We start from the raw sequence: 23100 nt of genomic DNA, 5'->3' as shown, positions 1-23100 counted from the left end.
ACAGCAAGGATGCTGTGTGGCTTGAGGGGCAACGGATGAACCAAACTGGAGATCGGTGATGGACAAAACAACTTACTCTGCCGCTATAACGCGCTCTTCGGCGCAGACAGGTAAAACGATGACAAGTCTCACAAAACGCGACCGTATAAAAACGAACGCATCGTTGATCTCTATGGTGCAGCGTTTTTCAGATATCACCATCATGTTTGTTGGCTTATGGGTTATCTGCAAACTTTTTGCGCTGCCTTTCTTTTATATGCACTTGCTGATGGCTCTGGTTACCCTGGTCGTTTTCCAAATGATTGGGGGTATTACCGACTTTTACCGCTCCTGGCGCGGTGTGCGGTTTGGCACCGAAATCGGGCTGCTATTACAGAACTGGACTCTCAGCATTATTTTCAGTGCCGGTTTACTGGCATTCAGTAACGACTTTGGCGGCACCTTCCGGCTGTATTTATGCTGGTATGTGCTGGGCGGGATGGGGCTGGTTATTTGCCGGGCCGCCATTCGCTATGGTGCCGGCTTCCTGCGTAACCGTGGGTACATCACCCGCCGAGTGGCAGTCGCAGGCGCAATGCCTGCCGGGTTGTCACTGGTGGAAACCTTCTGCAACGAACCCTGGATGGGGTTTGATGTGGTAGGCGTTTACCACGACCCGGAGCCGGGCGGGGTGCCTGACCGCTGGGCAGGAACACTCGACCAACTGGTGGAAGACGCCAAAGCAGGCAAAATTCACAACGTCTACATTGCCATGGCAATGAAAGATGAAGTGCAACTCAAAGAGCTGGTTCACCAACTGGCAGACACCACCTGTTCCGTTATGGTTATCCCGGATGTGTTCACGTTTAACATCCTGCATTCACGCACCATTGACGTAAACGGCGTGCCGGTAGTGTCGGTATTTGATACCCCGCTCAATGGCGTAAACAGTGTGATTAAACGTATCGAAGATATCTGCCTGTCGGCCTTTATATTGCTGCTGATTTCGCCCGTGCTGTGCTGCATTGCAGCCGCGGTGAAACTGAGTTCACCGGGGCCGATTATTTTCCGCCAGACACGTTACGGCATGGATGGCAAACCTATCAAAGTGTGGAAATTCCGCTCCATGCGCGTTATGGAAAACGACAGTGTGGTGACCCAGGCTACCCGCAGCGACCCGCGTGTAACCCGTGTGGGCAGCTTCCTGCGACGTACCTCACTGGACGAACTGCCGCAGTTTATTAACGTGCTGACCGGCGGCATGTCGATTGTTGGCCCGCGCCCCCATGCGGTGGCACACAACGAACAGTACCGCAGCCTGATTGAAGGCTACATGCTGCGCCATAAAGTGAAACCTGGCATTACTGGCTGGGCGCAAATTAATGGCTGGCGTGGGGAAACCGACACCCTGGAAAAAATGGAAAAACGTATTGAGTTCGACCTGGAGTATATCCGCGAGTGGAGCCTCTGGCTGGACATCAAAATTGTTTTTCTTACTGTGTTCAAGGGCTTTGTGAATAAGGCGGCCTACTAATGAGCCTGAGAGAGAGAACCATTAGCGGAGCCAAATGGTCCGCTATCTCCACGCTGACTATCATCAGCCTGGGGCTGATTCAGATGACCGTTCTGGCGCGGATAATTGATAACCACCAGTTTGGTTTGCTGACCATTTCCCTGGTGATTATCGCCCTGGCGGATACGCTCTCGGATTTTGGTATCGCCAACTCAATTATTCAGCGCAAAGAGATAAGCCAACTAGAGTTAACCACACTCTACTGGCTGAATGTGAGCATTGGTATTGTGGTGTGCGTGGCCGTGTTTTCACTCAGCCACGTGATTGCCGGGGTGTTGCATAACCCAGACCTTGCTCCCTTGATTCAGACCTTGTCAGTCGCCTTTGTAATAATCCCTCATGGCCAGCAGTTCCGTGCGTTGATGCAAAAAGAACTGGAGTTCAGCAAGATTGGCGCGGTGGAATCTTTCTCGGTACTTTCCGGGTTTACCTTCACCGTGGTGAGTGCCCATTACTGGCCGGTGGCGATGACCGCCATTTGGGGCTACCTGGTAAACACCACGGTGCGCACCACACTGTTTGGTATTTTGGGGCGCAAAATTTACCGCCCAGGGCTGATGTTTTCCCTGAAATCGGTTTCGGCAAATATTAAGTTTGGCGCCTGGCTCACAGCAGACAGTGTTATCAACTACCTGAACACCAACCTTTCCACCCTGGTGCTGGCGCGTATTCTGGGAGCCAGCGTGGCCGGGGGCTACAACCTGGCGTACAACGTGGCGGTTGTGCCGCCCATGAAACTGAACCCCATTATTACCCGTGTGCTGTTCCCGGCATTTGCCAAAATCCAGGACGACACGGAAAAACTGCGGGTCAATTTCTACAAGCTGCTTTCGGTCGTGGGGATTATTAACTTCCCGGCACTGCTGGGGCTGATGGTGGTATCCGGCACTTTTGTACCGCTGGTGTTCGGTGAAAAATGGGCGTTCATTACCCCCATTTTGCAACTGCTGTGCATTGTGGGTCTGTTGCGGGCGATTGGTAACCCTATCGGCTCCTTGCTGATGGCGAAAGCCCGCGTGGATATCAGCTTTAAATTCAACGTATTCAAAACTTTTCTGTTTATTCCGGCCATTATCGCCGGTGGCCTGCTGGGTGGCGCATTGGGGGTTACTCTGGGCTTCTTACTGGTGCAAATCATCAACACCGTTCTTAGCTATTTCGTGATGATTAAACCGGTGTTGGGCTCCAGCTACAAAGAGTATGCCTTGAGTATCTGGCTGCCGTTCTACCTGTCTTTGCCCACCATTGTAGTGAGCTACGCACTGGGGCTGGCAATGCACGGCCATGCTGCGCTGGGACTGGTGTTCAGCACGCAGGTTGCGGCGGGTGTACTGGCGTTTATCGCCACACTGGTGATTTCGCGCAACCCACTGGTGGTTGAGCTAAAACGGCAGTTTTGCCGCACCGAACGCCTGAAAACATTATTGCGGGCACAGTGATGAGCAGGACCACTGCTCACCTGGCTGAATTTCCCTGATTTTTTACTTTAGGCATGTTCCCGGCTTTCGGGCGGGGTGAGGACACCCCGATGCTGAACGGAAGAACCCCATTAAGAGGTCTGTATGAAATTACTGATTCTTGGCAACCACACCTGCGGTAACCGTGGCGACAGCGCCATTTTACGTGGCCTGATTGATGCAATTGCAACACTTGCGCCCCAGACCGATGTGGATGTCATGAGCCGTTACCCTGTCAGTTCTGCATGGTTGCTGGACAGGCCAGTAATGGGCGACCCACTGTATAAACAGATGAAACAGCACCTGAGCGCCAGCGGCCTGGTGGGGCGGGTGAAAAAAGTATTACGCCGCCGCTACCAGCACCAGGTGTTACTGGCAAAAGTGACCAATACCGGGCGTATGCGCAACATCACGCTGCCCCGCGGGTTTACCGATTTTGTGGGTGCACTTAAAGAGTACGACGCGATTATTCAGGTTGGTGGCTCTTTCTTTGTCGACCTTTACGGTGTACCTCAGTTTGAACACGCGCTGTGCAGCCTGATGGCGAAAAAACCGGTGTATATGATTGGGCACAGTGTTGGCCCGTTCCAGGACCCGCAGTTTAACCAACTGGCAAGCTATGTGTTCGGCCACTGCGATGCGCTGATATTGCGTGAATCCGTGAGCCTGGACTTGATGAAAAAAAGCAATATCGATACCCGCAAAGTGGAAGCCGGTGTAGATACCGCCTGGCTGGTAGACCACCAGGTAGCGAGCTTTGTACCGAGCTACGCAGTGCAGCACTGGCTGGACACCATTGCCAAAAAACCGACGGTAGCCGTTACCCTGCGTGAACTGGCTCCGTTCGACAAGCGCCTGGGCACCACCCAGCAAGCCTATGAGCAGGCATTCGCCACGGTAGTGAACCGCATTATTGACCAGGGCTACCAGGTCGTCGCGTTATCCACCTGTACTGGCATAGACAGCTATAACAAAGATGATCGCATGGTGGCACTGAAACTGGCGGCTTATATCAACCAGCCAGAAAACTACCATGTGGTAATGGATGAACTGAACGACCTGGAAATGGGCAAAATTCTTGCTGCCTGTTCACTAACTGTGGGCACGCGCCTGCACTCTGCCATTATCTCCATGAACTTTGGCACACCAGCTATCGCCATCAACTACGAACACAAATCCGCCGGCATTATGCAGCAATTAGGCCTGCCGGAAATGGCTATTGACATTCGCCAGTTGCTGGATGGCTCACTGGCCGGGTTAGTAGCCGATACTCTGGGCCAGCTCGACAGCCTTAATGACCGGCTAAAACCCGCGGTGGATGCCGAGCGAGCCAAGGGTTTGGCAATGGTGAAAAGTGTAATTGACAGGGTGTTGGAGGCCAAATAAGCCATGAAAGTTTGCTTCTTTCTGCTGAAGTTTCCCCTTGCTTCGGAAACTTTTGTACTTAACCAAATCGTCGCTTTTATTGAAATGGGCTACGAAGTGGAAATTGTCTCCCTGGCGAAGGGAGACACCAAAAACACCCATGCTGCTTACACCCAGTACAACCTGGCGGCGAAAACCCACTACCTGTTGGATGAACCCGAAGGGCGCGGTGCCAAAATGCGTTACCGGTTGTCGCAAACGCTGAAAGGCCTGGGGCGAGCCAGCACCTGGCGGGCGCTGAACATGAAGCGCTACGGCAACGAAGCCCGCAACCTGATTCTGTCGGCAATTTGCGGTGGCTTGCCTGAACCCATCAAGGCGGATGTGTTTATCGCCCACTTTGGCCCGGCGGGCGTGAGTGCGGCCAAGTTGCGTGAACTGGGTGTGCTGCGCGGCAAAATCGCCACCGTTTTCCATGGTATAGACATTTCCCACCGTGAGGTGCTGCAGCATTACACCCCGGAATACCAGCAATTGTTTAACCGTGGCGACATGATGCTGCCTATTAGTGAACTGTGGGCCAGCCGCCTGAAAGACATGGGTTGCCCGCCAGATAAAATCACGGTGTCCCGCATGGGCGTGGATATGGAGAAATTCTCCCGTCGCCCGCTGAAAGTGCCTGGCACGCCATTATCTATTGTTTCTGTAGCCCGGCTTACCGAGAAAAAAGGGTTGCACGTTGCTATTGAAGCCTGCCGCATTCTGAAAGCGCGCGGTGTACCGTTTCGCTACCATATTTTGGGTATTGGCCCCTGGGAACGCCGCCTGAAAACCCTGATTGAACAATTCCAGCTGGACGACCAGGTCTTTATGCCGGGGTTTAAACCCAGCCATGAAGTAAAAGCCATGCTGGATGAAGCAGACTTGTTTTTATTGCCTTCCGTGACAGGCGCGGATGGCGACATGGAAGGGATCCCGGTGGCATTAATGGAAGCCATGGCCGTGGGGATCCCGGTTGTTTCTACTTTGCACAGCGGTATTCCTGAGCTGATTGAATCGGGGGAATCTGGCTGGCTGGTGCCGGAGCACGACGCCGAAGCCCTGGCCGACAGGCTACAGGCCTTTGCCCATGTGGGTGAAGCCGAATTGGGGCCGGTACTGGCCCGCGCCCGTGCCAAAGTGGAAGGGGAGTTTAACCAGCAGCGTATTTACCGCCAGCTCGCCGACCTGCTGCAAACGCTGTAAACCGAAACTGAGGATTTATGCCTGTATTTAAATCAACGCTTTCCCGCCGCCGGTTAATCCAGACTGGCGCTGCACTGGCTTCCTTACCGTTACTTTCCCGCTATGCCCGCGCCGCGGGCTCTTCTGCTGTTAATGTCAAAACTTTCTACCAAAGCAACTGGCCAGAGGCCTTTAAGCAGGCTTTCGCGGCGGCTGACGTGGTGGAAGTGCCTGCCGGGCTTAGCTGCGACGACTTTAACAGCGCAGTATTTATTCCCCCGCATAAAACGTTACGGGTGAGCGGTGAAATTAAAGGTAATGGCAAGGGCCGGTTCGTGTTGCAGGATGGCTGCCATATAACGGGGCAAAACGGCGGCCATTTGCACAATATTATTCTCGATGTGCGTGGCTCCGGTAACAAAATCACCGGCCTGGAAATGACGGGCTTCGGCCCGGTAATGCAGATTTATATTGGCGGGCGTAACCCCGGCAAGATGAGTGACCTCACCATTGATAACCTGCACGTGCACCACGCCAATTACGCCATTCTGCGCCAGGGGTTCCATAACCAGCTGACCGGCGTGCGCATTACCAACTGCCGTTTTAACGATTTGCAGGGCGATGCCGTGGAATGGAATGTCGCCATAAACGACAGCGATATTCTGATTTCCGACCATGTTATCGACAATATTAATTGCACCAATGGTCAAATTAACTGGGGGATAGGGATTGGGCTGGCGGGCAGTACCTACGACAACAACTACCCGGAAAGCCAGACAGTAAAACGTTTTGTGGTTGCCAATATTACCGGCAGCAACTGCCGCCAGTTAGTGCATGTGGAAAACGGCAAACACTTCGTGATTCGCAATGTAAAAGCGCGCAACATCAGCCCGTTGTTCAGCCGCAAAGCAGGGATTGATAACGCCACCGTCGCTATTTATGGTTGTGATGATTTTGTGATAGATAACATAGATATGGTGAATAGCGCAGGTATGCTGATTGGTTACGGTACTGTGCACGGCAAGTATTTATCTATTCCACAGAATTTCAAACTGAATGATGTGCGGCTGGATAACCGCCAGGCAAAAATTCCGCTGCGCGGCATACAAATTTCTTCCGGCAACGATACTTCGTTTGTGGCGATCACCAACCTGAATATTCAGCAGGCCGGGATTGAATTGCATAACAAACCGCAACACCTGTTTTTACGCAATATTAATGTGGTGCGCGACCGTGCCGACGGCCCGGCATTAAAATTGCATTTCGATTTACGTAAAGATGTGCGCGGGCACTTTTCGGCGCGGGAAGACACGCTGTTATCTATGGCGAACGTGCATGCGGTGGATACGCATGGCACCGCTTCGGTGGATATAGACCGTATCGACCAGATACATGTGAACACGAAACAGCTGAATTTTGCGCTGCCACGTCATGGAGTGTAACCGTTGTGGTTGTTTTGTAGACATAACCTGACAACTGGTTATGCCCTGTACGGATAATGCCGAAAAGCAAAATTTTCAATTTATTTCGATGGTGCCGGGCGCTAAGATGGCGAGCCAGGCACTGTTAACAAAACGTGCTGGCGCGAGAGTGCCAAAGGACTATAATTCCTCAACCAGATGAGGTGGGAGTGAACATGAGTAATTTGAAGGCCGTTATTCCGGTAGCCGGTTTGGGAATGGCAATGCTGCCAGCCACCAAGGCGATTCCTAAAGAAATGCTACCCATCGTCGACAAACCCATGATTCAGTACATTGTCGATGAAATTGTGGCCGCAGGGATCAAAGAGATTGTTCTGGTTACCCATTCATCAAAGAATGCCGTAGAAAACCACTTCGATACTTCCTATGAGCTTGAAGCCCTGCTGGAACAGCGTGTAAAACGCCAGCTCCTTGCTGAAGTTCAGTCCATTTGCCCGCCAGGCGTAACAATTATGAACGTACGCCAGGCTCAACCGCTTGGTTTGGGCCACTCTATTATGTGTGCGCACCCAACCATTGGGGACAACCCGTTTGTTGTGGTTCTGCCAGATGTTGTGATTGACAACGCCAGTGCGGACCCATTGCGCTATAACCTTGCTGCCATGATTGCCCGCTTTAATGAGCACGGCCGCAGCCAGGTGCTGGCGAAACGTATGGACGGCGATTTATCGCAATACTCCATTATCAAAACCGAAGAGCCGCTGGAAAACGAAGGTAAAGTTAGCCGTATTGTGGACTTTATCGAGAAGCCAGACGAACCCCAGGTAATGGAATCAGACCTGATGGCCGTTGGCCGTTATGTGCTCTCTGCAGATATCTGGCCGATTCTGGCCCGCACTCAACCCGGTGCCTGGGGCCGTATCCAGCTTACCGACGCTATTGCCGAACTGAACCAAACCCAGCCAGTTGAAGCCACCCTGATGACAGGCGAAAGCTACGACTGCGGCAAGAAAATGGGTTACATGCAGGCGTTTGTGAACTACGGCCTGCGTAACCTGAAAGAAGGGCAGAAGTTCCGTAAGAGCATTGAGAAGATGCTGGAAGCGAATGGCTGATTGCCAGCTCAACTGATGCAGTAAATTGAAGAGACTACCTTGATGCTTTCAGGGTGGTCTTTTTCTCTTATATAACACCAAGAAAATTTATCTTCAGACTCCAGGACGGACTCTGCTTTATGCCCTAATCTACATGGCGTGACCTCAACTTGAATGGAAGCTGTGGTTACGCTGCCAATTTGCGCCTGTTGCTTCTGGTAGCGTAAGCCAGGGGCGGTAGCGTGCCTTTTTTACACACAAGCCAGTCTTGATTGAAGAAAGCAGGAGAAGAAGGATGTTACTTCCAGTTGTCATGGCAGGGGGAACAGGAAGTCGGTTATGGCCGATGTCCCGAGAATTGCAGCCCAAGCAATTTCTGTCATTTCACCAGGGGGGATCGATGTTACAGAACACGATTTCCCGCCTTGAGGGGTTAGCCGTAGAGGATCCTATTGTTATCTGTAATGAAGATCACCGGTTCCTGGTCGCTGAACAACTCAGGCAACTGAATAAGCTGGCTGGTAATATTATTCTTGAGCCTGTTGGTCGTAACACGGCTCCTGCAATTACCCTTGCTGCATTACATGCTATACGCACGGGTGATGATCCCATTCTTCTGGTACTGGCAGCCGATCATTTGATTGCGGATGAAGCTACTTTTCATTCTGTTATTCGTGATTCCATTCCGTTTGCTGAGCAAGAAAAACTGGTTACGTTTGGTATTGTTCCGGGGCAGCCAGAAACCGGCTATGGCTATATCCAGCGCGGAGATATGCAGCAAGTAGGGGAATCAACAGCCTGGAAAATCAAACGCTTTGTTGAAAAACCAGATTTAGCTACTGCACAGGCATACCTTGATAGTGGTGAATACTTGTGGAATAGCGGAATGTTCATGTTCCGGGCTTCAGTCTATCTCAAAGAAGTAAGTGCATATTGTCCGGAAATCCTGGACGCTTGCCGAAGCGCAATGATGCAACCTGTCAGCGATTTAGACTTTATCAAACTCAATAAAGACGTATTTTCAAAATGCCCATCTAATTCTATCGATTATGCAGTGATGGAACATACTCAGGCAGGTATTGTTGCTGCCATGGATGCTGGCTGGAATGATGTAGGCTCATGGTCCGCACTGTGGGAAACCTCTGATCACGATAATAATGGGAACGCACTTACCGGGGATGTATTTGCCCACAATACGCGTGATTGTTATATCCGCAGTGAGGACAAATTAACGGCGACATTGGGTGTCAGCGATTTGGTGATAGTGAACACGAAAGACGCATTGCTTGTCTCTAATAAAGACAGTGTTCAGGACGTAAAAGTGGTTGTTGAATACCTTAAATCGCAGTCGCGCAGCGAATTCCGGGAACACCCTACACGGTATTTACCATGGGGGCATGTTGAAACCCTGGTGATGAATACACGTTATAAGGTCAATCGCATCACAATTATTCCCGGCGGAGAACTTTCCCTACAGTTACATCACCACAGGCTTGAGCATTGGGTCGTGCTGGCAGGCACTGCTTCTATTCAGGTAGATAACAATGCATTTTTCCTTACAGAGAATGAATCAACGACTATTCCCGTAGGTAAGAAACATAAGCTCTCAAATCCCGGGAAAATTGACCTGGAAGTTTTAGAAATCCAGTTTGGTAGTTATTTAGGTGAAGATGATGTTCAAAGGATTCAGTAAATGGACAACAAAAAAGAACAAAAATTAACCTGTTTTAAAGCCTATGATATCCGTGGGAAATTAGGTACTGAGCTTAATGAAGATATAGCATGGCGCATCGGCCGTGCTTACGCGCAATGCCTGAAACCGAAAAAGGTCGTGTTGGGGGGCGATGTACGCGAAACCAGTGAGGCTCTAAAAATGGCACTTGCCCGGGGCCTGATGGATGCGGGTTGTGATGTCTTCGATATCGGTTTATCGGGCACTGAAGAAATCTATTTTGCAACCTTTCACCTGGAAATGGATGGCGGTATTGAAGTAACGGCGAGCCACAATCCTATTAACTACAATGGGATGAAATTGGTTCGCCAGGGTGCCCAACCGATCAGTGGTGATACGGGGCTGCATGAAATTCAACGCCTTGCACAAGAGAATAACTTCCCTACTGATGCGAGTATCAAACCCGGGCAGTATACAAAAATTGATCTGCTGAATGATTATGTGGATCACCTACTGGGGTATGTGAACCTTGATAACTTCAGGCATAAACCCCTAAAACTTGTTATCAACTCTGGTAATGGCGCTGCCGGACATGTAGTTGATGAGCTGGAAAAACGTTTTTCTGATGCAAAACTGCCAGTGCAATTGATTAAAATTCACAATAACCCAGATGGTTCTTTCCCACATGGTATTCCTAACCCACTGTTGCCAGAATCTCGGCAAGATACTGCGAACGCTGTATTAGCCAACAACGCAGATATGGGGATTGCCTTTGACGGCGACTTTGACCGCTGCTTTTTATTTGATGAAAACGCCAATTTCGTTGAAGGGTATTATATTGTTGGTTTATTAGCTGAAGCCTTTCTGCGTAAACAAAAAGGCGAGAAGGTTATTCATGATCCCCGCCTGGTGTGGAATACCATTGATATAGTTACAGAGAGTGGTGGCGTTCCCGTTATGTCGAAAACGGGGCATGCTTTCATCAAAGAGAGAATGCGCAAAGAAAATGCGATTTACGGCGGAGAAATGAGCGCCCATCACTATTTCCGTGATTTTGCTTACTGCGATAGTGGCATGATTCCCTGGATGCTGGTTGCTGAATTACTCATGACAACCGGGAAAACGCTGGGCGATTTGGTGAAAGCGCGAATTGAGAAATTCCCTGTTTCTGGTGAAATCAATCGTAAGGTAACCAATGCAGTACAGTTGATTGCCAAAATTGAACAGCAGTATTTACCCCATGCCGTTTCAGTTGATTACACCGATGGGTTGAGCCTCACATTTGAGCAATGGCGTTTTAACCTGCGGACATCCAATACTGAACCTTTACTTCGTCTTAATGTTGAGACAAAAGGTGATTATGCGTTGATGGAGAGCAAGCGGGATGAATTGCTTCTGTTAATTAATAGCTAATGAATTTAGCTAGTGAAACCCCACAGGTAAATATAAATGATTGAAGTCTTATTAGGGATATTAGGCGCAATTCTTTTTTTCTTGTGCCTTGCATTACCTTTACAGCATCGGTTGCTATTGGTGCTGGTTTGTACAGTTCCCCAGTTGTATTTGGTACAAGTGGGTGGGTCAGATGTTCCACTTGCATTCCTTCTTCCTGCGCTCATACTACCAGAGTTTTTTAAAAGTGCTAATGTCTTCCTGGCGAAACCAACGAGCATATCATTAATATTATTAATTGGTATTAGTATAGTTAGCTTGTATTGGTCCGTAGAAAAATCCATGGGAATAAGGGATATTGCATATTACATTGAGTTTATAGTTATTAGTAGTGCTGTGTATTATCTTGCTATTTATAATAAAAATTCTTTGTATAAAGTCATCAATATAATGTTGTTTGCTGTATGTCTTCAGGCTGTGACAATAATAATATTCAGGCTTGATGAGCAGTTGGAATTATCAATAGTGCTTTCACCCATCAGTAATTACCTAATGGGACCAAATGTTCTTAGTGGTCTGTTAAATGGTGTCAGGAATAACTTCTACGATCCCGTGAAAGCGGGTGGGGTACTATTTGTTAATGCTAATGCAGCAGCCTGCTATGTCGGTGTCTGTGCATTTATGGCATGGGGTATTTTTAAAGTCCATAAATCGAAAATTTCACTGTTAATGGCACTCTTTTTGTGGGTTACGGTCTTCTTTACTGGATCAAAAGCAGGTGTTTTATTTGCTGTATTAATACCACTTTTTATTTTTTACTTAAAGCTAAATAAAAACAGTAGATTAGTCGTTACTTTGGCTGGTGGGAGTTTTGTTTTATTACTCATTATGGTGGCGGTTGTTACTGGTTTTACCGAACAACATGGTTTTCTACACCAATCAACAGAAACTGCTGAAACACGTTATCAGATATGGAGCTATGCCTTGGGGGAATTTATTAAAAACCCTATTATGGGGCAAGGGTTTGGTGGCTGGGAAGCTGATTACAGTAAGCACACTGACTATTTTCTCCCCCCTCATAACACACTGATTTACTTATGGTCCAAATCCGGTGTGTTTGCATCACTTATGGGGGCTGCATTTATGCTGGCTTGCGTAAAAGTCGCTTTGCGAGCTATTTCAAGCGTAACTAATGAAGAGCAAAAAAATATAGGCTATACACTTCTTATGGTGCTGTTGTGGCAGTTTGCTCATGGTTTCGGTGAAAACTTTGGGTTGATTGGCGAACAACATCAAATGATCGCTTTAGCTGTCATGCTTGGTTTGGGCATAGCGGGTAATACAACAATACGGAAGTACGATAAGGAAATAAAATGAAAACAGTAGGTATATTCCGTAATCAGTTATTCAAGGGATCTGAAGTTTTTATACAACAACAGGCTGAGCCAATTCAGGCTTATAACAAGTGCTATATTGGTCGGAAGATCATTGGTTCGCCGGTTAACGGGACGCCGAATTATGTTATTAATCGTAATGGCTCTGTGACTGAACGCATTTCAGAAGCGTATAATGCGCTAACGACATCAGCTGCACCATATGATACTCCACTAAAAAATTCTCCTGCGTTAGATCTGATCCATGCGCATTTTGCTATTGATGGTGTGTATGCGCTTGCTTTAGCAAAACGTGTAAAAGTACCATTGATTACAACGCTGCATGGCTTCGATGTTACTGTGACAGCAAAAGACCTCCTTGCTTCGCGCTCACCTGCATGGATAAATTACCTGTTCCGCCAGAACGCGTTAAAGCAGCAAGGCGACAAGTTTATTTGCGTATCAAATTTTATTGCTGAGCAGGCGCTAAAAAATGGTTTCCCTGAGAATAAACTGATTCAGCATTACATCGGTATTGATACTGATAAATACCAGCAGAGAGATGAGTCTGAAGATACAGGTATCATATTGCATGTTGCTCGTCTGGTTGAAAAGAAAGGGACTTCGGTATTGTTAAATGCTTTACACCAGATAAAAAAGAGTGAGAAAGATGCTCAACTGGTCATTGTAGGCGATGGTCCTTTATTACCTCAGTTGAAAGCACAAGTGACCGCTTTGAGTCTTGAAGCCAATGTTCGGTTTGTTGGTGCTATTTCTCATCCAGAAGTAATGCAATGGATGCGTAAGGCAAGTATGCTGGTTTTACCCAGCTTAACGGCTAAAACGGGCGATGCAGAAGGGCTGGGAATGGTGTTATTGGAAGCTGCGGTAACAGGGGTGCCTGTTATTGGCACCAATCATGGTGGTATACCTGAGGCCATAATCGATGGGAAAACGGGATTTTTGGTACATGAAGGAAATTCCCACCAATTATCCGAACGAATTATATACTTAATGAATAATAAGAAGAAAAATCTATTATTTGGAGTCAATGCAAGAGAGTATATTTCTAAAAAATTTAATATGAAAGAACAAACAAAAGTTCTTGAAAGTATTTATTCAAAATTGTTGTGAAAGGGAATGAAAAATGACTCATAATATTCTAATAATGGCCAGATCGTTGCCGTGCCATGCTTTGGGAGGTATGGAGATTATAACTTTAGATTTGGCTAGGGAATTAGCAAGAAATCACTCTTGCAATATAACTGTTTTGACAACTGATACAGAAAACAAGCTTTATGACGAAAGTATAGACTTCAGATATATTAAAGGCACTCCAGCTGGTAAGTATAGCCATCAATGGTGGAGTGAAAGTGTTAAATATGCAGAGAAAATAATAACTAATAAAAATATAAATATAGTTTTGAGTGTTAGTGCAGCTGGATACGAGCTTGTTAAACTGAAAAAAAAATATAAAAATATAAAGTTTATTTTTCAGGCTCACGGTACTTCACTTGGTGAAATCCTTTCTAAACTTCGCTCATTAAAAATAAAATCAATATTGGGATGTATTAAAAATATTATTTGGATTCCTAAAGATATATACATCTATAATAAATTTGACAGCATTGTTGCTGTCGGGGAACTCGTTTCGAATCAACTAAAGCGAGGCATTTTATCTTATTGCTATGATTCAGATAAATGTGTACTTATAAATAATGGTGTTGATTTCGAAAAATTTAAGTTTGATGTGGAAGTGCGAAATAAAGTGCGTAGTAATCTTTCAATTGATAGTAAGTGTGAAGTATTCCTTTCGGTTTCACGCCTACATATGCAAAAGGGGATTTTAACTGCTATCGATTTTTTTAAAAAACACCATGAAAAGAATAAAAAATCATTGTTGCTAGTCATTGGTGAAGGCCCTGATCGGGATGTAATTGAGGAATACATAAAAAAATTGGAAATTAGGGATTCTGTTTTTTTAATTGGCAAAAAAGAAAGGGAGGATGTTTGTGAGTATCTTTCAGCATCTGACTATTTTATTTTTCTCAGTTCACGAGTCGAAGTTGGTTTGACTTTAAATATGATGGAAGCAATGGCTTCAGGTCTATCTATCATAACTAACTCTAATTTCAAAAACTCTGTAGATTATAATGATTGTATAGTTGTTTCTGATGTTTTTGACGTTTTGAAAAATAAAATTCGAGATAATGATTTAACGAGAATTAACTATTTAAATTCTAATTACTCATTGTCTGTTATGGGGCGAAAATATAAAGAATTATTTTCTATACTCACGAAAGTTAAAGTATCATGAAAAAAGCAATTGGTCAGATACTTAGTGGTAACATGTTATCAAAAGCTCTCGGGTTACTCCGTGAAATTCTGATGGCAAAATTTTTTGGTACTGGGGATATTAATGGTGCCTACAGAATAGCGCAAACAGGTACGCTGGTTCCTATTAATTTTATGACCAGCGATAGTTTGAACTCTGCATTTATCCCCTTGTATAAAAAGTATTTAGCAGAGGATGAACAACGTGCTGCTTTATTTAAATTTTGCATGTTTTTATTCTTCGCTATTGTATCCGTACTAATATTTTCAATTTTATACTTTCAATCAGAATATTGGGTCAAACTCATGGCCCCTGGTATTAGTGAGTCTGCCAGGGAAATGTCAGTAAGTTTATTAAAAGTGATGGCTATTTGTTGTCCTTTTTATTTATGTTCTGGATTAGTCAATTACATATCAATGGCACATGGTGATTATAAACCAATGTCAATGAGGGCATCAGTACAGAATGTAGGAATGGTACTGGGTGTAGTGGCTGCATTTTACTCTGGAAATTATTTGTATTTAGCCTGGGGGTTTACTGGGAGCTATGTTTTCTTCAGTTTTTGGGTAGTGTTCAGGGCTTTCAAAGGTGAAATTTTAAATTTCCCCATAAAACTGGAAACTAAAGAAGTTAAACTTGTTATGAGTAATTTTTGGATTACTCTTCGGCCATTATTAATATTACCTTTGATTTTGCAAGGCAATATTACTCTTGAACGTGCACTAGCATCACTAATTAGTATCGATGTTGTATCAGCGTTAGATTATGCCAGGTTTATAACAGATACTGTTGTTTTTATTTTGTCTGTACCAATTGCTTTTGCTGGTTTATCTGAGTGGGCATCGCAAACGCCTGAACAAGTCAGAGAAAAAATTATAAAGATATACTACTGGTTGGCTCTGCTAGTTATTAATATGTCGTTTTTCTTATTCTTATCTGCGCGTGATATTGTTATATTTTTATTCATGCGTGGAGAGTTTAATGAGCAGTCAGTCCTGGCAACAACACATATTATTCAGGGGATGAGCATTGGTCTCTGGGCTCAAGTTATTGGATATATATTTATAAAAGCGTTAAGTGCACATCTTAACAATAAAAAGGTGCTTGTTGTTATGGTGTTTTCATTGTTGAGTAATGCTGTGGTTAATATACTGACATATAAAGTATGGGGCGCATTTGGCTTGGGGGTTGGCAATGCAATATATGGCATTGTTATGTTCATGGTTAGTGCCTGGTACTTGAAAATAGCAAGGTCCTTATATCCAGTAGTTATACAGGTTGCTTCTGGTGTTGCTATTTATTTTTGTGCTTATAGGTTCATTGGTGGTTACTTTAATGAATCTGCTTCTGCCATGTTTCGGTTGCTTGCTAATGGTGTGGTGTTTTTTGTATTCGCTTTTTTGTGGGCTATGTTATTCCCATTTTATCGACAGGGGGTAATTAAACTCATGACTCGAAAGGGACTAAGATAAACATATTGAATATGAATAGAAAAAAAGAAATTAAAGATATCGTTGTTTTATCAACCGCAGACTGGGATAACCCTTTTTGGACGAACAAACAACATGTTACTCTGGAACTGGCTAAACGTGGGCACCGGGTGCTTTATATTGAGTCGCTGGGTCTGCGCAGGCCTGGTGTTAATAAAAAGGATCTATCACGAATTATTCGGCGTCTGGTTAAAGCAATAAAAGCTCCGCGTAAGGTTAGAGATAATATCTGGGTATGGTCACCTATTTCTATACCATTTAACAATTACGCGTTTGTGCGTAAATTGAATAAATTCATCTTAACTACTGCTCTGAATTTTTGGTGCTGGCGGCTTGGGTTTAGTAATAAAACACTGTGGACATACAATCCACTTACAACCCGCTTTCTGGCATTGAAAAATTTTATTTATACGGTTTACCACTGTGTGGATGAAATTAAAGCACAGCCAGGAATGCCAGTGGATATCCTGCAAGAGGCGGAAGAAGATTTAGTACGCAATGCGGATATTAACTTTGTTACATCATTGACATTACTTAAAACACGTAAGCAATGGAGTGACGAAGTCTATTATTTTTCCAATGTAGCAGATTACAACCATTTCTCTAAGGCACTTGAGGCAGATACGGTCATTCCCGAAGACCTTGCGGAAATAGCAGAGCCACGAATTGGTTTTATTGGTGCCATTAGTGGTTATAAAGTGAATTTTTCTCTGGTCGAAGAGATTGCTGTCGCGCACCCGGAATGGTCAATTGTAATGATTGGGGATGTAGGGGAAGGGGATCCTAATACGGATGCTTCCCAACTAACCCGGCACAACAATATCCACCTGATTGGGGCCAGATCTTACCAGGATTTGCCGGGGTACCTTAAAGGGTTCGCCGCAACATTGCTGCCGAATAATTTGAACGAGTACACAGCATCAATGTTTCCTATGAAGTTTTTTGAGTATCTTGCCGCAGGTAAGCCCGTTGTCAGTGTAGACTTGCCTTCTCTTTGTGATGTCAAAGACTATGCCCGGATAGGCCATACACCAGAAGAATTTATAGCTGCACTGGAAGATATCACTTCCGGCAAGCGTGTCTCTGTTGAGCAATGCCAGGAGTTGGCACAGCAATATACCTATCAGTCCCGCACAGAAAAAATGTTTAATTTGATTAATGAGAAACGTAATGAAAGTCGCGATCGTACATGAGTGGTTCAGTTCTTATGCGGGTTCCGAAAAGGTGGTTGAACAATTTTTGAACTGTTACCCGGATGCCGATCTTTTCGCAGTCTGTGATTTCTTAAAACCTGAGGAGCGTGGTTTTCTGAAAAACAAGCCAGTAACTACAACATTTATTCAGCGCCTTCCTAAGGCTGCTAAAAAATTCCAAAGCTATTTACCCTTGATGCCACTTGCTATCGAGCAACTGGATATGTCTGCTTATGATGTTGTTATTTCCAGCAGCCATGCAGTATCTAAAGGGGTGATTACTGGCCCTGACCAGATTCATATATCGTATGTTCACTCTCCAATTCGCTATGCCTGGGATTTTCAACACCAATACTTGCGTGAAGCAGGTTTGAACAAGGGGCTGAAAGGATGGGTGGCAAAATATTTGCTGCATAAAATTCGTATTTGGGATTATCGTACTGCCGCGGGAGTTAACCATTTTATAGGTAACTCGCAGTTTATTGCTCGCCGAATCAACAAGGTGTATGGGCGACAAGCCGATGTTATCTACCCGCCAGTGAATACTGATAAGTTTGAATATAGTGACCAAAAAGAAGATTTCTACCTCGCAGCGTGCCGCATGGTACCCTATAAACGCGTTGATCTGATTGTGAGCGCTTTTGCCAAAATGCCAGATAAAAAACTGGTGGTGATTGGTGATGGTTCTGAAATGGAGAAGATCAAAAAACTTGCAACGCCAAATATAACGCTTTTGGGGTACCTGGATGATGCGTCACTTGTCGATTACATGAAACGTGCGAAGGCCTATGTTTTTGCTGCTGAGGAAGATTTCGGGATCTCCCCGGTGGAAGCTCAAGCTAGTGGAACCCCAGTGATTACTTACGGTAAAGGTGGTTGCCTGGAAACGGTGAAGCCGCTGGGTAGTGAAAAACCAACAGGTGTGTTTTTCTTTGAACAAACGGCTAATGCAATATGTGAAGCTGTGAACGTATTTGAAACATACAGTAACGTAATTAACCCGGCAGATTGCCGTGAACATGCACTAACGTTTTCAGAACAACGCTTCCGTGATGAGATCCAGAACTTTGTGGAAACGGCCTGGCATGATTTTTCCGAAGGGTTAATTAATACTCAGGCCCAAAAAACACAAAATACGTATGTCAATTCAGGAAAGTAGACAGCAGCAGGCACTAACCACTTGTTCGTGCCAGGGAACAATCAATGAAAAGTAGCCAATTTAACGACCATAAGAGAGAGTTTATTTGCCGTAGTGCGCTGATGCTTTCAGATTTTATCTGGTTAAATGTTGCTCTGGGGCTCTCGTTTTTAACCGTGGTTCTGTTCCTCGGCGACCTCAACACCTTTATGCCGATGTTACAAATTGATGTGCGGATCTTCTCGCATGTTATCCTGACTACATTATGTGTGCTTTGGTTTTGGATTCGTCTTCGCCACTATGCGCAGAAAAAGCCATTTTGGTCTGAATTAAAAGAAACTCTAAGAACCATTGTTATTTTTTCAATATTTGACCTTGCCCTGGTTGCATTCTCAAAATGGCATTTTTCCCGCTATGTGTGGGCTTATTGCTGGGTGTATGCCATTATTTTAGTTCCTCTCTTCAGGGAGGTGACTAAACGTATTTTAGATAAAATGGGGTACTGGAAGAAACGCACAGTTATACTGGGTGCTGGCAAAAATGCACGTGATGCATATTATGCACTGCAAAGTGAAGAAGCATCAGGGTTTAAAATTGATGCCTTTTGTGATGCGGATTCTGAATTGACCGAGTTAGAGGAACGGCCTGTTATTCGTGACCCTGAACAACTGCTGGTTCGGTTTAATTCATATTCCACTCAATTTGTTATTGCCTGTGATTTTGATGAAAAAGAGAAGTTTGAAAATTGGTTGCGATTTCTAGCAAAACACAAATGCAGAAATGTAACGATTATTCCTTCGCTACGTGGCTTTCCACTATATGGCACAAGTATGTCATTTATTTTTAGCCATGAAGTACTACTGCTACAAGTACATAATAACCTGTCGAAGAATTCTTCCAGGGTAATTAAGCGTACTTTTGATATTATCTGTACTCTGGGAATTCTGGCTGTGGCATCGCCGCTTTTCTTATATTTGTGGTACAAAGTGTCGCGTGATGGTGGGCCAGCAATTTATGCACATAGCCGTATAGGCCGGCGCGGTAGGGCATTTAACTGCTATAAATTCCGTTCTATGGTTATGAATTCCAAAGAAGTTCTTGAAGAACTCTTGGAAAATGACCCCGCAGCACGCGAAGAATGGGATAAAGATTTTAAGCTAAAAGATGACCCGCGTATAACACCTATTGGCCGTTTCATCCGCAAGACTAGTTTGGATGAACTGCCCCAGTTATTTAATGTACTTAAAGGCGAAATGAGTTTGGTTGGCCCCCGGCCCGTAATCCAGGAAGAGCTGGAACGCTATTCAGATGATGTCGATTACTATTTGATGGTTAAACCAGGTATGACTGGACTTTGGCAAGTTAGTGGGCGTAATGATGTCGATTATACTACCAGGGTTTATTTTGATTCGTGGTATGTAAAAAACTGGTCACTGTGGAATGATATTGTCATTTTGTTTAAGACTGTCAGTGTGGTCTTATTCAGAAAAGGTGCATATTGAGTTTTAAGAGATGGTTATGAAAATCACAATTGCAGGTACTGGCTACGTAGGCCTCTCAAACGGCATTTTAATTTCGCAGCACCATCAAGTTGTTGCGCTGGATATTGTTGAGCAAAAGGTAACTCTGCTGAATCAAAAGCAGTCCCCTATTGCGGATAAAGAAATACAGGATTACCTGAGTAATAAAGCATTAAATTTTACCGCGACAACTGATAAAGAAACTGCTTATAAAGGTGCGGATTTTGTCATCATTGCTACACCAACAGATTACGACCCGGTAACCAACTACTTCAACACCAGTAGCGTTGAGTCTGTTATCAAGGATGTACTGCAGTTCAATCCGGATGCGGTGATGGTCATTAAATCCACAATTCCGGTTGGTTTTACTGAAGAGGCCAAACAACGTTTTGGCACGAATAACCTCATCTTCTCACCAGAATTCTTGCGCGAAGGTAAAGCGTTGTACGACAACCTTTATCCGTCGCGCATTGTTATTGGCGAACGCTCACAGCGAGCAGAGACTTTTGCCGGGCTGTTGGTTGAAGGGGCAATTAAAAAAGATGCGCCGGTGCTGTATACCGATGCCACTGAAGCAGAAGCCATTAAGCTGTTTGCCAACACCTATCTTGCAATGAGGGTGGCATATTTTAATGAGCTGGACAGCTATGCAGAATCTATGGGGCTGAATTCTCGCCAAATCATAGAGGGAGTAGGGTTGGATCCGCGTATTGGCAGCCACTACAACAACCCGTCTTTTGGCTATGGTGGTTATTGCTTACCAAAAGATACCAAGCAGTTGCTGGCAAACTACGATTCTGTGCCGAACAACCTGATTAGTGCAATTGTAGATGCCAACCGTACCCGTAAAGACTTTATTGCTGATTCTATTATTGCCCGTAACCCAAAGGTTGTGGGTGTATACCGCCTTATCATGAAAAGTGGTTCTGATAATTTTCGGGCGTCGTCCATTCAGGGCATCATGAAACGTATTAAGGCAAAAGGTATTCCTGTGATTGTTTACGAACCCGAGCTCAATGAACCTGCGTTCTTTAACTCTCAGGTAGTGAACGACCTTGCAGCTTTCAAGCAACAATCCGATGTCATTGTGAGCAACCGTATGTCGGCAGAACTCAGCGATGTTATGGATAAAGTTTATACAAGAGATTTATTTGGTAACGATTGAACTACTACTGCCGTAGGGTAAGTGCACCAAAGGCTACCCACAAGCAGCAGGCTTGAGTTAACATCATAGATACATTTAGCTGCAGTGCACCGCAGTGATTATCCCCAAGACAGGAGTTTGTAATGTCCAAACAACAAATCGGCGTAGTCGGTATGGCCGTTATGGGGCGCAACCTGGCGCTCAACATTGAAAGCCGTGGTTATACCGTCTCCGTTTTCAACCGCTCACGTGAAAAAACTGAGGAAGTGATTGCCCAGAACCCGGGTAAAAAACTGGCACCTTATTACACCGTGCAAGAGTTCGTTGAATCTCTGGAAACTCCGCGTCGTATCCTGTTGATGGTTAAAGCTGGCGCTGGCACAGATGCGGCCATCGAATCCCTGAAACCGTTCCTTGATAAAGGCGACATCATTATTGATGGCGGTAACACCTTCTTCCAGGACACCATTCGCCGTAACCGTGAACTGTCTGCGGAAGGCTTTAACTTCATTGGTACTGGTGTGTCTGGTGGTGAAGAAGGCGCGCTGAAAGGCCCTTCCATCATGCCTGGTGGCCAAAAAGAAGCCTATGAGCTGGTAGCCCCAATCTTGACTAAAATTGCTGCGGTAGCCGAAGATGGTGAGCCTTGCGTTACCTATATTGGTGCAGATGGTGCGGGTCACTATGTGAAAATGGTTCACAACGGTATTGAATACGGCGATATGCAGCTTATTGCTGAAGCTTATTCTCTGCTGAAACAGGGCCTTAACCTGTCTAACGAAGAACTGGCCACCACCTTTACAGAGTGGAACAAAGGCGAGCTGAGCAGCTACCTGATTGATATCACCAAAGATATCTTCACCAAAAAAGATGAAGACGGTAATTACCTGGTCGATGTCATTCTGGATGAAGCTGCCAATAAAGGTACCGGCAAATGGACCAGCCAGAGCTCTCTGGATCTGGGTGAACCGCTGTCTCTTATCACTGAATCTGTATTTGCCCGTTACATCTCTTCCCTGAAAGAGCAGCGTGTCGCCGCTTCCAAAGTGTTGAGTGGCCCGCAGGCGAAAACCTTTAGTGGTGATAAAGCAGAATTCGCAGAGAAAGTTCGCCGTGCTCTGTATTTGGGTAAAATCGTTTCTTATGCTCAGGGCTTCTCTCAGTTGCGTGCTGCTTCTGAAGAATACAACTGGGATCTGAATTACGGCGAAATCGCGAAAATTTTCCGTGCTGGCTGTATTATTCGCGCCCAGTTCCTGCAGAAAATTACCGATGCTTACGAGCAGAACCCGTCTATTGCTAACCTGCTTTTGGCACCTTACTTCAAAAAAGCAGCAGACGACTACCAGCAAGCGCTGCGCGATGTAGTGGCTTACGCTGTGCAGAACGGTATTCCAACCCCAACTTTCTCTGCCGCTATCGCTTACTACGACAGCTACCGTGCAGAAGTGCTGCCAGCTAACCTGATTCAGGCTCAGCGTGATTACTTTGGTGCACACACATACAAACGTATTGATAAAGACGGCATCTTCCACACCGAATGGCTGGATTAATCCGTTTCAAGTAATACATTTTACTGATAAGCCCGGTTTGCCGGGCTTTTTTGCAGGCAAAATCTATAAATCATCTCTACACTGTGTTATCTGTTGTTTGTTTTCAGTTTTTTCCTGATGGATTCTTTAAATAAAACGGTGTTTACTGTGCAGTTCTGAAGGATCTCACCCATAAAA

General features: G+C 45.4%; 17 protein-coding genes. All 17 read left to right on the top strand.

Annotated elements, in window-relative coordinates:
* Positions 1 to 118: 118 nt before the first annotated feature.
* On the top strand, positions 119 to 1513 hold the full coding sequence (wcaJ, locus tag LC084_RS10000; protein ID WP_226570989.1) for an undecaprenyl-phosphate glucose phosphotransferase: 1395 nt from the start codon (positions 119 to 121) through the stop codon (positions 1511 to 1513).
* The gene (locus tag LC084_RS09995; RefSeq protein ID WP_226570988.1) at positions 1513 to 2991 is read left to right on the top strand and encodes an MOP flippase family protein; all 1479 of its coding nucleotides are present in this window, start codon (positions 1513 to 1515) and stop codon (positions 2989 to 2991) included. Before wcaJ ends, LC084_RS09995 begins: the two co-directional genes overlap by 1 nt.
* 123 nt (positions 2992 to 3114) lie before the next feature.
* Positions 3115 to 4395, top strand: a complete 1281-nt coding sequence (wcaK, locus tag LC084_RS09990; RefSeq protein WP_226570987.1) for a colanic acid biosynthesis pyruvyl transferase WcaK — start codon at positions 3115 to 3117, stop codon at positions 4393 to 4395.
* A gap of 3 nt (positions 4396 to 4398) precedes the next feature.
* A complete protein-coding gene (gene wcaL, locus LC084_RS09985; protein ID WP_226570986.1) occupies positions 4399 to 5619 on the top strand; it encodes a colanic acid biosynthesis glycosyltransferase WcaL in 1221 nt (406 codons plus the stop codon).
* A gap of 17 nt (positions 5620 to 5636) precedes the next feature.
* The gene (gene wcaM / locus LC084_RS09980; RefSeq protein ID WP_226570985.1) at positions 5637 to 7040 is read left to right on the top strand and encodes a colanic acid biosynthesis protein WcaM; all 1404 of its coding nucleotides are present in this window, start codon (positions 5637 to 5639) and stop codon (positions 7038 to 7040) included.
* A gap of 194 nt (positions 7041 to 7234) precedes the next feature.
* The gene (gene galF / locus LC084_RS09975) at positions 7235 to 8134 is read left to right on the top strand and encodes a UTP--glucose-1-phosphate uridylyltransferase GalF (protein WP_036115325.1); all 900 of its coding nucleotides are present in this window, start codon (positions 7235 to 7237) and stop codon (positions 8132 to 8134) included.
* 274 nt (positions 8135 to 8408) lie between these two features.
* Entirely contained in the window at positions 8409 to 9806 is a 1398-nt protein-coding gene (locus LC084_RS09970) for a mannose-1-phosphate guanylyltransferase/mannose-6-phosphate isomerase (RefSeq protein ID WP_226570984.1), read from the top strand.
* Positions 9807 to 11198 carry a phosphohexomutase domain-containing protein gene (locus tag LC084_RS09965; protein ID WP_226570983.1) on the top strand — a complete coding sequence of 464 codons (1392 nt, stop codon included), beginning with the start codon at positions 9807 to 9809 and terminating at the stop codon, positions 11196 to 11198. It abuts the gene before it with no gap.
* 36 nt (positions 11199 to 11234) lie between these two features.
* Positions 11235 to 12554, top strand: coding sequence for an O-antigen ligase family protein (locus LC084_RS09960; protein WP_226570982.1), 1320 nt, complete (start codon positions 11235 to 11237; stop codon positions 12552 to 12554).
* Positions 12551 to 13684, top strand: coding sequence for a glycosyltransferase (locus tag LC084_RS09955; RefSeq protein ID WP_226570981.1), 1134 nt, complete (start codon positions 12551 to 12553; stop codon positions 13682 to 13684). The genes LC084_RS09960 and LC084_RS09955 overlap by 4 nt, the downstream gene beginning before the upstream one ends.
* Positions 13685 to 13697: 13 nt before the next feature.
* Positions 13698 to 14867, top strand: coding sequence for a glycosyltransferase (locus LC084_RS09950; protein ID WP_226570980.1), 1170 nt, complete (start codon positions 13698 to 13700; stop codon positions 14865 to 14867).
* A complete protein-coding gene (gene murJ / locus LC084_RS09945; RefSeq protein WP_226570979.1) occupies positions 14864 to 16357 on the top strand; it encodes a murein biosynthesis integral membrane protein MurJ in 1494 nt (497 codons plus the stop codon). The genes LC084_RS09950 and murJ overlap by 4 nt, the downstream gene beginning before the upstream one ends.
* Positions 16358 to 16368: 11 nt before the next feature.
* Entirely contained in the window at positions 16369 to 17568 is a 1200-nt protein-coding gene (locus LC084_RS09940) for a glycosyltransferase (RefSeq protein ID WP_226570978.1), read from the top strand.
* Entirely contained in the window at positions 17546 to 18727 is a 1182-nt protein-coding gene (locus LC084_RS09935; protein WP_226570977.1) for a glycosyltransferase family 4 protein, read from the top strand. The genes LC084_RS09940 and LC084_RS09935 overlap by 23 nt, the downstream gene beginning before the upstream one ends.
* A gap of 44 nt (positions 18728 to 18771) precedes the next feature.
* The gene (gene wbaP, locus LC084_RS09930) at positions 18772 to 20208 is read left to right on the top strand and encodes an undecaprenyl-phosphate galactose phosphotransferase WbaP (protein WP_226570976.1); all 1437 of its coding nucleotides are present in this window, start codon (positions 18772 to 18774) and stop codon (positions 20206 to 20208) included.
* 16 nt (positions 20209 to 20224) lie between these two features.
* Positions 20225 to 21391, top strand: coding sequence for a nucleotide sugar dehydrogenase (locus LC084_RS09925; protein WP_226570975.1), 1167 nt, complete (start codon positions 20225 to 20227; stop codon positions 21389 to 21391).
* A 122-nt stretch (positions 21392 to 21513) separates the two neighbouring features.
* Positions 21514 to 22923: an NADP-dependent phosphogluconate dehydrogenase gene (gene gndA, locus LC084_RS09920; RefSeq protein WP_036115118.1), complete on the top strand. Its 1410-nt coding sequence runs from the start codon at positions 21514 to 21516 to the stop codon at positions 22921 to 22923.
* Positions 22924 to 23100: the final 177 nt, after the last annotated feature.

Source organism: Mangrovibacter yixingensis (assembly GCF_020523985.1).
In the GTDB taxonomy this organism is placed as follows: Bacteria; Pseudomonadota; Gammaproteobacteria; order Enterobacterales; family Enterobacteriaceae; genus Mangrovibacter; species Mangrovibacter yixingensis.
Note: the sequence above shows the minus strand (reverse complement) of the source record. Positions and strands in the feature narration are given on the sequence as shown.